This is a genomic window from Photobacterium sp., assembly GCF_033720175.1.
Classification (GTDB): Bacteria; Pseudomonadota; Gammaproteobacteria; order Enterobacterales; family Vibrionaceae; genus Photobacterium.
The window spans coordinates 25198-39000 of sequence record NZ_JAWWDA010000008.1 but is presented as its reverse complement, the minus strand read 5'-3'; the positions used below and the strand labels follow the sequence as shown (position 1 = coordinate 39000).

At 43.9% G+C, this 13803-nt stretch carries 14 protein-coding genes; 6 read left to right on the top strand and 8 right to left on the bottom strand.

All coding sequences use genetic code 11. The features are described from left to right. The first annotated feature begins 1 nt into the window (after position 1). Together R3289_RS10820 and R3289_RS10815 are read left to right on the top strand one after the other, a co-directional pair. Positions 2-619, top strand: a complete 618-nt coding sequence (locus R3289_RS10820; RefSeq protein WP_318925514.1) for an HAD family phosphatase — start codon at positions 2-4, stop codon at positions 617-619. 91 nt (positions 620-710) lie between these two features. Then, on the top strand, positions 711-1223 hold the full coding sequence (locus tag R3289_RS10815) for an ATP-dependent zinc protease (protein ID WP_318925513.1): 513 nt from the start codon (positions 711-713) through the stop codon (positions 1221-1223). 96 nt (positions 1224-1319) lie between these two features. Here the strand turns inward: R3289_RS10815 and R3289_RS10810 are convergent, their stop codons facing one another. Then, entirely contained in the window at positions 1320-1682 is a 363-nt protein-coding gene (locus tag R3289_RS10810) for a DUF3319 domain-containing protein (RefSeq protein WP_318925512.1), read from the bottom strand. 243 nt (positions 1683-1925) lie between these two features. Between R3289_RS10810 and R3289_RS10805 the strand changes: the two genes are divergently transcribed. After that, complete coding sequence (locus R3289_RS10805) at positions 1926-2897, top strand: tyrosine-type recombinase/integrase (RefSeq protein ID WP_318925511.1); 972 nt, start codon at positions 1926-1928, stop codon at positions 2895-2897. 40 nt (positions 2898-2937) lie between these two features. Here R3289_RS10805 and R3289_RS10800 read toward each other — a convergent pair whose 3' ends face one another. From R3289_RS10800 to R3289_RS10780, 5 genes are all read right to left on the bottom strand, one after another. Continuing rightward, entirely contained in the window at positions 2938-3579 is a 642-nt protein-coding gene (locus tag R3289_RS10800) for a putative adenosine monophosphate-protein transferase Fic (protein WP_318925510.1), read from the bottom strand. Next, entirely contained in the window at positions 3569-3763 is a 195-nt protein-coding gene (locus R3289_RS10795) for a YhfG family protein (RefSeq protein WP_318925509.1), read from the bottom strand. The genes R3289_RS10800 and R3289_RS10795 overlap by 11 nt, the downstream gene beginning before the upstream one ends. A gap of 143 nt (positions 3764-3906) precedes the next feature. Continuing rightward, positions 3907-4899, bottom strand: a complete 993-nt coding sequence (locus tag R3289_RS10790; RefSeq protein ID WP_318925508.1) for a D-alanine--D-alanine ligase — start codon at positions 4897-4899, stop codon at positions 3907-3909. Positions 4900-5109: 210 nt separating this feature from the next. Next, positions 5110-5664, bottom strand: coding sequence for a sugar O-acetyltransferase (locus tag R3289_RS10785; protein WP_318925674.1), 555 nt, complete (start codon positions 5662-5664; stop codon positions 5110-5112). Positions 5665-5738: 74 nt separating this feature from the next. Further along, the gene (locus tag R3289_RS10780) at positions 5739-6332 is read right to left on the bottom strand and encodes an SPOR domain-containing protein (protein ID WP_318925507.1); all 594 of its coding nucleotides are present in this window, start codon (positions 6330-6332) and stop codon (positions 5739-5741) included. A gap of 173 nt (positions 6333-6505) precedes the next feature. Between R3289_RS10780 and R3289_RS10775 the strand changes: the two genes are divergently transcribed. Together R3289_RS10775 and R3289_RS10770 are read left to right on the top strand one after the other, a co-directional pair. Next, the gene (locus tag R3289_RS10775) at positions 6506-7015 is read left to right on the top strand and encodes a DUF2301 domain-containing membrane protein (protein WP_318925506.1); all 510 of its coding nucleotides are present in this window, start codon (positions 6506-6508) and stop codon (positions 7013-7015) included. Between the two features lie 166 nt (positions 7016-7181). Further along, positions 7182-9884 (top strand): bifunctional acetate--CoA ligase family protein/GNAT family N-acetyltransferase, encoded by a 2703-nt coding sequence (locus R3289_RS10770; protein ID WP_318925505.1) that lies wholly within the window; start codon positions 7182-7184, stop codon positions 9882-9884. A gap of 77 nt (positions 9885-9961) precedes the next feature. Here the strand turns inward: R3289_RS10770 and R3289_RS10765 are convergent, their stop codons facing one another. Continuing rightward, a complete protein-coding gene (locus R3289_RS10765; RefSeq protein WP_318925504.1) occupies positions 9962-10855 on the bottom strand; it encodes a LysR family transcriptional regulator in 894 nt (297 codons plus the stop codon). Positions 10856-11329: 474 nt separating this feature from the next. On the opposite strand from R3289_RS10765, the gene R3289_RS10760 reads away from it, so the two are divergent. Beyond that, on the top strand, positions 11330-11593 hold the full coding sequence (locus R3289_RS10760; RefSeq protein WP_318925503.1) for a hypothetical protein: 264 nt from the start codon (positions 11330-11332) through the stop codon (positions 11591-11593). 147 nt (positions 11594-11740) lie between these two features. On the opposite strand, the gene R3289_RS10755 is transcribed toward R3289_RS10760, so the two are convergent. Then, a complete protein-coding gene (locus R3289_RS10755) occupies positions 11741-13801 on the bottom strand; it encodes a methyl-accepting chemotaxis protein (protein WP_318925672.1) in 2061 nt (686 codons plus the stop codon). Between the last annotated feature and the right edge of the window lie 2 nt (positions 13802-13803).

Here is a 13803-nt window from a genome sequence, read left to right as displayed (position 1 = left end):
TATGATCCGTAATGTCATTTTTGATTTTGGGGCTGTGCTTTTTCAATGGAATCCTTGCAAAATCGTTCAAACATTCACGGATTCAAAGTACGAGCAACAGCTGTTATTGAATCAAGTTCTCCAGCATCCTGATTGGTTATCTCTCGATCGAGGGACGATGCTGATTGCTGAAGTTATTCCGAAATGTGCCGCCAGAACGGGGTTTTCTGAATCGAGAATGGAAGACTTTTTTGACCATATTCTCAACAGTCTAGTTAAGATTAGTTGTACACAAACACTTTTCTATCAAATATTAGATCATCACTACTCTATTTACTATCTGACCAACATGAGCAGTGCATTTTTTGAAACCCTTAACGAGCGCCATAGCTTTCTATCACTGTGTAAAGGTGGCCTGGTGTCAGGTAAAGAGCTGATAGTAAAACCAGATCCTGAAATATTCGAATTGCTACTTGAGCGATATAACTTACAAGCTGATGAATCCCTCTTCATTGACGACAGCGAAGATAACATTAAGTCAGCACGCAGCTTAGGGTTTCACACCGTACGTTTTGAGCAATCTGATGAGTGTTTAGAAGCCATTTATGATTTGTTAGATCTTACTAAGATCATTGAGTAAGATATCTTCAGAGTTCTTGTTGGTGAACAATATCTTGAATCTATTGTCTACTATTGATACTAAGGCTAACAGCTAACTTATCGGAGACTATGTGAATAAAATTCTACTATCAGCTGTGATTTTTCTTTCAGCCACATCCAGTTTTGTCACGGCAAACACTAAAATTCAAGATCACAAATCCATTGTTGGCCAGGTTGAAACAATCAAGGTTCACGAGCTCGGTATGGACTACAAAGCACGCATTGATACTGGTGCTGCCACAACATCTATCCATGCTATTGATATTACAGTGACAGGCGAAGATAGTGATAGTGATGATATGCGTGATCACTTAGGCGAAACCGTTGAGTTTACTTCAATGAATGAAAATGGTGAAAAAACCAGATTCAAGGGACGAATCATTAAAGTCAGTAAAATCCGTAATGCTCAGGGTGTAGAACGTCGATATGCGGTTAAAATGGATCTTGGCTGGAATGGTGAGCACAAGAGAGTCTCGGTCAACCTGAGAGATCGCGGCAAGTTAGAGTATAAATTACTAATAGGTCGTAACTGGCTTGAAGGTAGCTATTTAGTTGATGTGGAAAAGGCAGATGAAGACGATTAATCAGTCCCCTCTTCATCTTTTTTAATCCTTATAAAAAATGCCCTTTTGGGCATTTTTTCTGCGAATAAAACCACCACAGATGCGGCTTTAGCTGATTCATTTCTTACTTAGCTTTTCGAGCACTAGATCAAGGTGCCTTTTAATTGCAACGGGGGAACCTTTCAGCAGTTGCCCTCTTAGAATAATATACCATTCGTTTGGTTTGCCACTGTCATTCATGAGTTTGAAGCCTTTGTAGTTTTCAAAGTTTGAAGCTGCTTGCTGGTTTTGGCTCGACCCCTCACGTTCAAAACTTTCCGGTGGCAAGAATGTTTTCATATCACACCACCAATCGACGCTTTTCTTTAATAGCGCTAAACGACCAGAGATGGCATTACCGTTGATAGTTGTTTTCCAACCGTCTGGTGAACCAGTTGTGTTTTCAATGTTATAACTGCGATGGAACAGTCTCTTTTTCATCCATGCTCCTTCGCTATACGCTTCGACAAGCTGCTGATACAAAAAATAATTATAATAAAGCTCTTATATATTGAAGCATTTATCAATTGCTAATATTGAAGCATTAACCGTTGGTTCTGTATAGAGTTCTGCCTTCTATCAAGCAGATAAATTTCGATTTTGTGTTGTCATCTTATTTTCTGATGGCTGTTTATGGTTATTGGTTTATACTAATAAAGTTATAGTGCATTAGGTGATACTAAAATGGCTAAAAATATTCCCGCGATTAAAAACAATGAGCAACGGAAAATCAGCCAGTCTGCTTTTTCGGAAATCATGGATGGCCTTGATTTCTGGCAATCCCTAACTCATCGTTGCTACGCAAAAAATACTTTATTGGCCTTTAAAAACGACTGGAACACCTTCGTAGCCTATTGTCAGGCGAATAAAGCGTCAGCTCTACCCACCACCGTTCAGACCGTGCATAATTTCATTGAACTGATGTCGAAGACGCGTAAGCTTGCGAGTCTAAAGCGTTACATTGTCACGATCGGACTGGTTCACCGTTGCCATGCCCTGCCCGATCCCTGCTCGCACACTGAGGTAAAACTCGCCATGCGGAAGCAACGTTTAGAGAAGCACGATGACTACCGTCATGCCAAGGGGTTCCGAGATAACCACCTTCAGCAGTTAATCGCACTCCTCGACTTTTCACCGAAGGTTAAAGACATCCGTGATATCGCAATCTGGGCCGTTGCTTTTGAAGCTATGTTGAAACGAAGTGAACTCGCAGATCTAACCGTTGATAAACTCGAAGTAGAAAAAAATGGCCTTATCAATATTATTATCGACGAGCGTATTATTTCTCTTAGTAACGTTGCGTCAAAAGCCCTACAGCGATGGTTAGTCGTGGGTATTATTGATACCGGTTTTGTGTTTCGACGTATTGATCGCCACAGTAATATCGGAGATAAACCGTTAGACCATTCTTCTATCTATCGTGTGTTCCGTCGCGCCAGTGAGGAGCTGGGGTTACCTGCGAAAGTTATTTTCTCAGGGCAATCACCGAGGGTCGGAGCGGTTAAAGATCTGGCTGATTCTGGTTTGTCGATTAGTGAGATACAAACTCAGGGACGTTGGAAAAGCCCGGTAATGCCGGCGCAATATGTCGGCAATACTGAGAAACGAGATCAGGAAATAGCGAAATTTGTAAAAGAGAAACCATGGGAACATTAAACGTAGAGTCTCCCCCATACGGCTTCAACGGGTCTCACTACTATGTTGAACTTGGGCTGTCATTCCAGTGCTCACGATAGCCCTGATGGACGTCGATAGGAACAGTAATACGTTCAAAAAGCTTTTCTAATAAGCCTAAATGGCCAAAATAGCCCGCCTGGTTGGCATCAACCCATTCTTTTAGATTGATCCCTTCCCAGCAGATTTCGTACCCCGCGTTAATGGCCAGTATTTCAAAGAATATGCGCTGTACACGGCCGTTGCCTTCTCTGAACGGATGGATAACATTCAGCTCACAATAGTAATGGGCTATTTTTTTAATAAAATGATCAAAAGGAAGGTCGCAAAGGTAGTTGTCTCGTGCCAGCGCGGCAAACAGGCGTTCAGCTTCTCGTTCGATGTTATGGACATGGCAGAAACGTGTCTGGCCTTTGGTGATATCGACTCGCCTTATCTGGCCAGCCCACCGATATAAATCTTGAAATAAGATATAGTGAATTTTTTTCAGGTATTGAAGATTAAATTGATCAAACTCAGGCTCAAAGTGCTCAGCTCGCACCTTGGTAAAGTCTCGCTCGGCAAGGGCAAGTTCATCCTCATCAAAAATCGATAATTTATTAACCAAAACCGAGCTGCCGGGGTAGCAATCAGGGTCTTGATTCACTCCATACTTATCTCGCATAGCGCTGCTTTAAATTGGCAATTAGTTCAGCTTCACTTAAAGTCTTTGGCTTTTCACCGTGACTCCCGTTCTCAAACTTGATCTTTGTTGGCTCAATATCGAACCCTTCTAGTTGAAGACTTGCCCGGTAATTACGAGCTTGCAAACATTTAAAATGTTCACTTTTTTGCTTCTTCGTTAGCATAGGGCTCCTTGTTGAACATCTATAACGAGTATTACAGGTATCATAAAAAACGCCAGTAAAGCATCATTCTGTAAAATCAGAGAAACTAACTGGCGATAGAGTCAAACACTGTAAATTATACTGCTATCTAACTGACAATAATGTTAGATAGCTGCTGATTTAATGGCGCTTTCAATGAAAGTTGAAAATCTATGACCATGATGTTCCAGCATTTTAGGGAACATGGATATCGGCGTCATCCCCGGGAATGTGTTGATTTCATTAAGCAAAATTTCACCGTCTTCACTTAGGAAAAAATCAATCCGCGACAAGTCTTTTAATTTCATTTGAATGAACGCTTTACGTGCAAAACCACGGATTTGCTCAATTTGTTCGTCACTCAGGTTTTGCGCTTCAACCGTAGTAACGGAATGGCTGTCTGCGCTGTATTTTTCTTCGTAACTGTAGAATTTATCATTCGGGCATGACACTTCACCCGGTTTGGTGATCACAATTTCATCACCATACTGATAAGCAGCAATTTCCAGTTCACGCGGTTTAATTGCTTTTTCAATCAGTACCTGATTTGAATAGGTGAAGGCTTCATTAACAGCTTCGGCTAATTGAGCTTTTTTAGTGACATTGTAACAACCAACCGATGACCCCTGACAAGCCGCTTTGACAAACACCTTACCCCAGTCATCAAACGCAGACTCCGCTATCTGATGTGCAGCTTCATCGTTTTCACTTAAAAAGACGTAGGGGGTATTCGGGATATTCAGAGCATCAAACCACAGCTTGGTGGTAATTTTATTGAAGCAATTAGTACTAGCCTCTGCGCCACACCCCAGATAAGGTAACCCCGCCATGTCTAAGAAGGATTGCAAATCCCCTGTTTCACCGGGGTAACCATGAACACAAGGGATCACATAGTTAACGGATGTTTTTTCATCTCCGATCTGTAAAGACCGATCCAGATTAAGCTGGCATGGCATATTGTTAGTATCAAACCAACCCTCCTCTTTCATCTCAACGCGTGTATAAGAGATGCCTTTAATACACTTGAGTTGTTCTTCAATATAGTTCGCCGAGACGAGAGAAACTTCGTGTTCGGCACTGCCGCCGCCACACAGTAATAAAACATGGATCGAGCTCATGATCATCCTTTGTAGTACATACTCGGCTATTCGAGCCAGCCGATGTCATTGTTATCACTGCTTTGACGTAAGCTGATAAGTTCAAAAAAGGCACGCCAAAGCTATATATCGACTGCCATAATAATAAAAAATAGAGAACTATTGCACCTTTCATGGCCGGTAATAGCTAAATAGATAAAAACTAAGCCTTAGTGCGGTTAAGGTGACTAACTATTGGCCATTCACCAGCGTTTTTATGACTTTGGCAGGTGTCCCCCCAACCATGACGTCTGGCAAAACATCTTTAGTCACTACACTACCCGCAGCTACTACCGAGCGGGCTCCGATGGTCACTCCCTGGCAAATCGAAACATTGCCACCAATCCAGACGCCGTCCTCAACTGTAATCGGCTTGCACCAGGTTTCCCACTTTCGGCGTGAGCGGTGATCCAATGAGTGGGTCGGAGTATAGAACTGCACACCAGGGCCAATCAGTACATTATTACCGATGCGAATATCTGCCCCATCGAGCATGATCACGCCAGCATTGATGAAGGTATAATCACCAATATGCACGGTTTGTCCAAACTCACAGCTGAAAGGTACACGGACAATAGACTCCTTACCAAAAGAGCCGAACAGTTGTCTGAACAAACCAGGATGCTGGTCAGAGCCGGTAGTTTGGATTTTCAGTAAAATACGTTCTGCTTGCTGTCGTAACGCGCTTATTTCCGGATCACGGCCATTGAACAGTTCACCAGAACGCATTTTTTCAAATTCAGTCATCATTGTTAGCCTGCTTCAATAACACCATCAGAAAAAGAGCGCATACAAGCCCTCTTTCTGTTCGTTGTTCTTACCTAATTTAATTTTGTTAAGTTTGGGGTAGAAGACGCTTTAATGTCATCCAGACTACGAATAAACGGACCGTAAGCTTTTACGTCTTGCGGTAAGGCATCTAATGCTCTTTTTGCCTCAGAACGTGTTTCATACTGACCGAATAACAAGGTATACCACGGCAGACCTTCAAGTTTTTTCTTATTCATCCATACCGGTTGATTTGAAGGCAGCTTATTCAGATAGGTGGTAAAACTCTGATTATGACTAAGTGCTAGCACTTGAATGGTATAACTACGACTTGCAATGATTGAATGTTTATAATCCGACGAGGTTTGCGTCGGTTTTACTTGTTTTTCGGGTGGTTGTACTTTCGTTAACTGGAGCTCTTTCGATGAGTCAACCCTAACGACCTTTTGGACAGGAGCTTTTGCTACATCCTCTTTCAGGGCAATAGACTCTTTCTCAGCCTTGGCCTCACGCATTTGCGCCATCGCAGTTATCTGTTTGGTAGAATAAACCTCTTCCGACGATGAACTGATGATTTGTGTTGTTTTATTATCTGATGCGCAACCGGCTAATGCCGTTACGACGGCTAAAACGGCGATTTTTTTCATTACTACTCTGCCAAAACGATTTTCTGTTTTCATTCTGCCGATGGATGGAGCCCCAATCAACCCTAATATGACGTTAGATCAATAACTATCAGCCACATGTCACATGAATCCGATTCTCTTTCGAAATTATCAACAGTACAATACCGTGTTTTTTGACGATATTGGAGTAAACAATGGCCGACCCTCACATTCAAAGTGATTTGGACGGATTAGATAAACTGACCGTTTTGCTTTATCGCTGTGCGCTGACCCTTTCGGCAGCAGCTATGTCTATCGTTGCTTGGGAAACTGAGTTTGCCACCTCTGCACTGATTATTGCCGCATTAATCGCGTCCAGTACCGTTCATATTTATGATAAACGCTTTCGCTGGCTAATTCAGGGAAGTGGACTCTTCGCAGTGATTTGGCTATTAACCGGATTATGGCAACCTTTGGCACTCGGTGCCGCTTTATTTACCTTCAGTGCACTGGCGATTAAAGAATATTTTTGCTTTCAGTTGAAGGTACTGTTAATGACGCCAGTAGCCCTTGCCGGCTTTTGGTTTTGCCTGATATTTAATGAGTTTCAAATCGGGATGGTGTTCAGCATGTCTGGTGCCATATTATTGGCCGTTGCCGCATTCTTTAAATGGCGCATGCCGCTTCATTACGATATTGGTGACAAAACCCGCTATCAGATCTAGCCTTATATGCTGATATAAAAGAAAAAAGGCACATAAACTCAAGCGCTTATTTAAAAGAGCTTGGGTTTGATCACAGCCCCCGTATTTTAGTCAGAAACTCTTTCGAGGTTTAGCTACTATGAATGTTAGCTAGCTGATAGTTAATATCATAATTCGGGGTGAAAATATGGGTGGATTGGATAAACTCCTCAAGCCGAAATCCATTACAGTAATAGGTGCATCAGATAACCCTAATCGTGCCGGAAATGTAGTGATCCGTAACTTGCTGTCAGGCAGCTTTCACGGTCCTATTATGCCTGTTACCCCAAAATATGACGCAGTTGCTGGCGTACTTGCCTACCCTACGATTGATAGCCTGCCCCGAATTCCAGATTTAGCGATTGTTTGCACCAACGCCCACCGCAACGTCGATATTATCGATCAGCTCGGTCAAAAAGGCGTTAAAGTCGCGATCGTGCTGGCTGCGGGGATGAATATGCCTCTTAACCGTCACGGAGAAACAGAAGAGGTCCGCATGTATCAAGTTGCTAAAAAACATGGTATGCGCATCGTCGGCCCAAACAGTATAGGGTTGATTCTGCCGTGGCTTAACCTGAATGCCTCTTTCTCTCCTATTTCCGCCAATAAAGGCAATATCGCTTTTATCTCTCAATCTGCCGCCGTATGTACCACCATTCTGGATTGGGCAAAGAACAAAAGTATCGGTTTCTCGACGTTTCTCTCTCTCGGCGATGCTGGCGACATTAACTTTGCAGAGCTACTCGATTACCTGTGCCGTGACAGCAAAACAGAAGCCATTTTGCTTTATGTCGATTCAATCAAAGATGCCCGCCGCTTTATGTCTGCGGCCCGAGCCGCTGCACGTAATCGTCGGATATTGGTACTGAAAAGTGGCCGTACTCGGGCTGGTAGCGCAGCGGCACACTTGCATACTGGAGGTGAAATCGGGCTGGATGCGGTGTATGACGCCGCCATCCGACGGTCTGGTATGCTACGGGTAAACAACACTCATGAGTTGTTTACCGCCGTTGAAACATTAGCCCACTCCGTTCCCCTGCGCGGTGAACGCCTGGCCATTCTGACCAATGGTGGTGGCCCGGCAATTATGGCCGTTGATGCCTTATCGGACCTCGGTGGTAAATTAGCCGCACTGAGCCCTGAAACCATGGCGAAACTCTCTGGTGTATTACCGGCATGCTGGTCACACGCAAACCCTATCGACATTATCGGCGATGCTGATCTTACCCGTTATGTAAAAGCGATTGAGATCCTTCTCGACAGTGATGATTTTGATGCTTTACTGATCATACACTCACCGTCCGCCATTGCCCCCGGAAATGAAACGGCAAAACGTTTGGTAAGCGTGCTTCAATCTCACCCCCGAACTAAACGATTTAATATTTTGAGCAACTGGACCGGCGAAAATGAAGCAATTATATCGCGCAATATTTTCACTGCAGCCGGCTTCCCAGCCTATCGAACACCTGAAAGTGCTATTTCTGCATTCATGCATCTGGTCCAGTACCGACAGAACCAAAAACAACTGATGGAAACCCCGGTTTCATTTGGTGAAACACCCTGTAATCATCGCCATGTTCATGATGTACTGAATCATATGATTTCTCAGGGCATATCTCATTTGGAAACACATGAAGTACGTCCCGTACTGGAAAGTTACGGCTTTAAAACCCTGCCAACCTGGATAGCGTCTGATGCTGCCGAAGCCGTCCACATTGCTGAACAAATTGGCTACCCGGTTGCCGTAAAACTCCGTTCGCCCGATATTCGCCACAAGTCGGAAATACATGGCGTATTGCTGCATCTGCGTAATGCTGCAGAAGTCGCTAATGGCGCCCAGGCTATTTTAGACCGGGTAGCGCTGAACTATCCGAGTGCACGTATTGACGGTTTACTGGTACAACGCATGGCCAATCGTGCCGGTGCCCAGGAACTGAGAATCTCAGTACATAACGACCCGGTCTTCGGGCCGGTTATTCTGATTGGTGATGATGCCGCAGACTGGGATATACACAAAGATGCTGCCGTTGCGATTCCGCCATTAAATATGGCTCTGGCTCGTTATCTGGTTATTAATGCCATTAAAACGGGGAAAGTTAAACACCGCAATCTGCCGGAGCGTCTCGACATTCCCGCCCTGTGTCAGTTGCTGGTGAAAATTTCTCAACTGATCATCGATTGCCCTGAAATTGTTGATTTTGATATTCATCCGTTACTGGCTGCAGGCGACGATATGACAGTCATTGATGCCTCGATGACGATCCACCATTTTAAAGGCGATAAACAGGCCCGATTAGCTATTCGCCCTTACCCTAAAGAGCATGAAGAACGATTCACCTTAAAAGATGGCCGGACCATTTTGCTGCGCCCGATTCTTCCGGAGGATGAGCCAAAGCACAAAGCTTTTATCTCTGCAGTATCGGTAGATGATCTGTATAAACGCTTTTTCTCTGATATGGGCGAATTTAACCATGAAGCCATGGCAAACTTGACCCAAATTGATTACGACCGTGAAATGGCCTTTGTCGCCATCAGCGAAGTAACCAACGAAAAAGGAGAAAAAGAAGACGTTATTTTAGGGGTGACCCGCGCATTGTCCGACCCCGACAACCAAGAAGCTGAGTTTGCCATTCTGGTCAGATCCGACTTAAAGGGCATCGGCTTAGGCCGGATATTAATGGAGAAAATTATTCGCTACTGCACCCAGCGCGGTATGGTTCGTATAACCGGAATGACCATGCCGTCCAACCACGGGATGATTATGCTGGCGCAAAAAGTGGGCTTTCAAATCGATGTTCAGATGGAAGATGGCATTGTTGAGATGTTGCTTCCTCTCAATACTGGTAAGTAAATCTGACCACAAGAAGACAGACGCCCATGACTACAGAGCGCCTTCTGTTTGTGGATTATTCCCAACCGTCGCGATTCTTACCGCCGCTGTTTTTTCCACAAATTTTCGATGTGTTTAATGCACCAGGTTTTTGCTTTTCCCATTCGAGTACGGTTCCAGGCCAGAACCATGTCTATCTCATAAACAGGGTTATCACCAATCACAACCAGTTCGCCTTTTTCGAGCGCATCCGCAGCATAACAATGTGATAGGGTTCCAATACCGATCCCTTCTTTCAGGGCTATCAATTTATCATTCATCGTACTGACGGTAAGCAAAGGTTGATCATCTAAAATATTGTGCGATAGCGGTGGCATGTTTCGTGCGGTATCTGCAACGGCAATGCCTCGATATTGCCGGCGGATAGCAGGGTCTAACGGGTTATCATGTTGATGAATGGGATGGTCAGGGTGCGCAACCCAAATAGTATCGAGCTTGCCAAGCGGGAGTATTTTCACTTGCGGTGGCGCAACATTCGGCGCAGGAGCAATTAAAATATCAGCCCTATCTTGCGCTAATGCCTCCCAGCCCCCGGCCAGAATTTCTTCCGTAAATCGAATTCGTGTTTTACTTTCTTTGCCCAGTTCATCCACCAGCGGCAACATCCCTTTCAGGCTAACCAAGCCATCAAAAGCGATGTTGATATCCAGCTCCCAACCATGAGCAAGTGCACTGGCATCTGAAATCATGTCATCAGCCGCAGAAAGAAGCAGACGCCCGCGTTCCAGTAACAGCTGACCAGCTTTGGTAAATACCGCGCGATGCCCTGATCGGTCAAAGATCACCAGATCTAAATCTTGTTCGAGTTTTTGAACCTGATAACTCAATGACGATGGGGCTCTGCCAAGATCTTCTGAAGCCGCAGCAAAACTACCGCGACGCTCAATCGCATCCAGCACGAGTAATGCCTCAAAAGATAACAACTTATTCATAACTTATCCTACCCTGACGGCTCTGCTGGTAAATAACTCGGGGTTGTATACCCGATCGCCTTTCTGTGACACCTGTATAGCACTGTATGTGAAGACATGAAAATTTTTTTGAATTAACGAAGTGATGCCATTACACACATCCTTCGCTCCGTTATCTCACACGAATTAATCGATCCGAGATAAAAAATAGTCATATTAATGAATAGGTTTGCATTATCTGGTGTATTTCCCCTGATAAATTTCTTACCTAGCTGACAATTTACTCACAAAGTTGAATATCCAGTGTTGCCTGACTAATATTCACATCACTGGCATCTATCTTGACCATCACGTTATCGTGTTGATGTTCAAGAGTAAATATACGGTTCGTTGATCCAAGTTAAGATTTGTCCGACAAAAGTCGGATACAGTGGCTACACCCACGGCAGGAAAAGTGGAATTAGTTTTAAAATCAAGCATTAAGGACGAATCAATATGAATAAAACTTCTCAATCACTCTCTCAGACTATTTCATCCCTCACGCATTACACCTCTCAAATGCCGTCTGAACTCGAACAAGCATCGCAACAGATAAGCCTTGTTCAAGAAGAGCTCACCCGTGCGCTTGTTGCACTTGAAAATAACGATAATGTGTCAGTAAAAAAAGCGCTGCTCTCTGCGATAGACGAAATAGACGGTAGCATACAACGCCCATCCCAACTTAAATTCGAGCCATCCGAACCGGCACTTGCAGGCTAATAACATCTGCCTACGCCAGTAACGATAAAAAGCTGGAAGCCTTGAAAAAGGCAGGCTGCCAGCTTTCATTTTAGGTCCACGTTTTGCGAACGCCTTGACTGAAGGCTCTGTCGCTATAATATTCCAAGCAATAGAGCCAGCCTCGGACTATTGTAATTTAAACTTACTAACCAGCTCGTCCAATTGTGCATTGGCAGCAGACAGGCTTTGCGTACTGTCGACCGTAGCTTGCCCGTTTTGAGTCAACTCATGAACCATCTCGCGGATGTTGTTCATATTGCGGCTGACTTCTTCGGTTACCGAACTCTGCTCCTCTGAAGCGGTTGCAATCTGAGTACTGAGATCATTAATTTCGACAATGGATCCTGTCACGGCATCCAGACTGTTTGATACCCGATCGGCCTTTTCAGCGGTACGTTCGCAGCTTGTTTTCGTCACATCCATTGCAGCGACCGCACTAGCAGCATCCTGACGTAATGTTGCTAAGATCTCATTAATTTCAGCGGTGCTGGACTGGGTTCGTGCGGCAAGCGATCGTACTTCATCGGCAACAACAGCGAAGCCTCGTCCTTGCTCTCCGGCGCGTGCGGCTTCAATAGCCGCATTAAGTGCCAGCAAGTTAGTCTGATCGGCAATTTCACCAATCACACCTAATACACTGACAATTTTATGAGTATTCTCGTTCATCGTGTTGATGCTCGATGAGGCGGTAGCTACTTCCTCCACCAGAACAACCATACTGCCAGATGCCTCAAGCACATCATCTTTTGCCAACATCGCTTTGTTATTCGCTTTTTGGGTGTTAGTGGCCGTCTCGGTAGCATTCTGCGCAACGGTTTCAGCCGTTGCGCTCATTTCAGTAATAGCCGCGACAACTTGATCTGTTTCTAATGCGTGCTTGTTCAGCGCCTGGTTATTTAAGCCCGACTGTACATCAAGCTGCTTGATCCCCTCGGAGATATGAGCAGAAGCTTGAGAAATTTCCAGGATCATGGATTGCAGGTAAATAATGAAGTTGTTGACTGAATTGCCAATATCGCCCAGCTCATCATGAGAAGTAATATCAATCCGCGAGGTTAAGTCAGCTTCACCAGTCGATAAGGTATCAATACGCTCTTTAAGAACCACTAAGCCTTTAACAATGATGTTAAGTGCCCACACAACCACAAGCAAAGATATTATGAGTAGCACAACAACTATTGCTGTACTCATGTATACTTTTTCGGAAAATATCTTTTGCGTAGCACTTGTTAAGCTATTTTTAATGCCTGTGATCTCGCTCTCATACGCCCCGGTCGCAATTGTCCAGCCCCATTTAGGGAAAATATTTCGGGCATAAACAATTTTATTTTCTGTTTCTTTGGTATTTGGGTTTTCGAAAACTATTTTAGTAAACGTTTCAGATTTACCGTTTATGGCGTTCGCTACGACCTTGTTTGGAATTGTGCCGATAAGAGACGATTTGGGGTGAGCCAAAATCTTGCCGTCCTTGTCTTGTATCCAAAAGTAGCCATTCTCCCCATACTTGGATGAATTGATGGTATGCAGTGCCGCTTCAAGGTTATCTTGTCTTAGTTCGCTTAAGTATTCACCCGTGCCAACAACAAGGTTTAGAGGTTCAAAGTAAAAAGAGGCAGCCAGCTTGTCTTCCGCTTTATTTGTTTTAGGATTGATGAAGAAAAAACGGGTAAAACCAATCGTGCTCCCTTTGGCATCACTGACAATATCTCTTGCGTACAGATTGCCTTTGATATCTTTACTGTCATAAGAACTCGTTCCTATAAGCTTTCGATTGGCTCCATGTGCCTTGTTAACCAGCGATGTTGCATCATAGGAAAAGAGATAACGACCATCATTCCAGTGATGCTCATTAATAAAAGCATAAATACTCGCTTCGGCATCAGCAGCAGAGGTACTGTTTTTATAAATACCGTCAATGGTATTTATAATGTCTGATACCTCGGCAGCTAAGTCTGCCTTAATGTTTTCCAGCTTAGTTCTTTCATAATAACTCGAAATGGATTGGGTCACGGTGTCAACTTGCCCAATTAAGTTGTCATTCAGCATTTCAGTTACTTTTTCATCTACATTGCTATGTTCTGTCGCAAGCACAGATTTCTGAGTATCCACAAGACTGATAATAAAATAGGCACTTAGTATAAGAATGGGCACTAAAAACAATATCAATAACTTAGCTTTTATTGTCATCT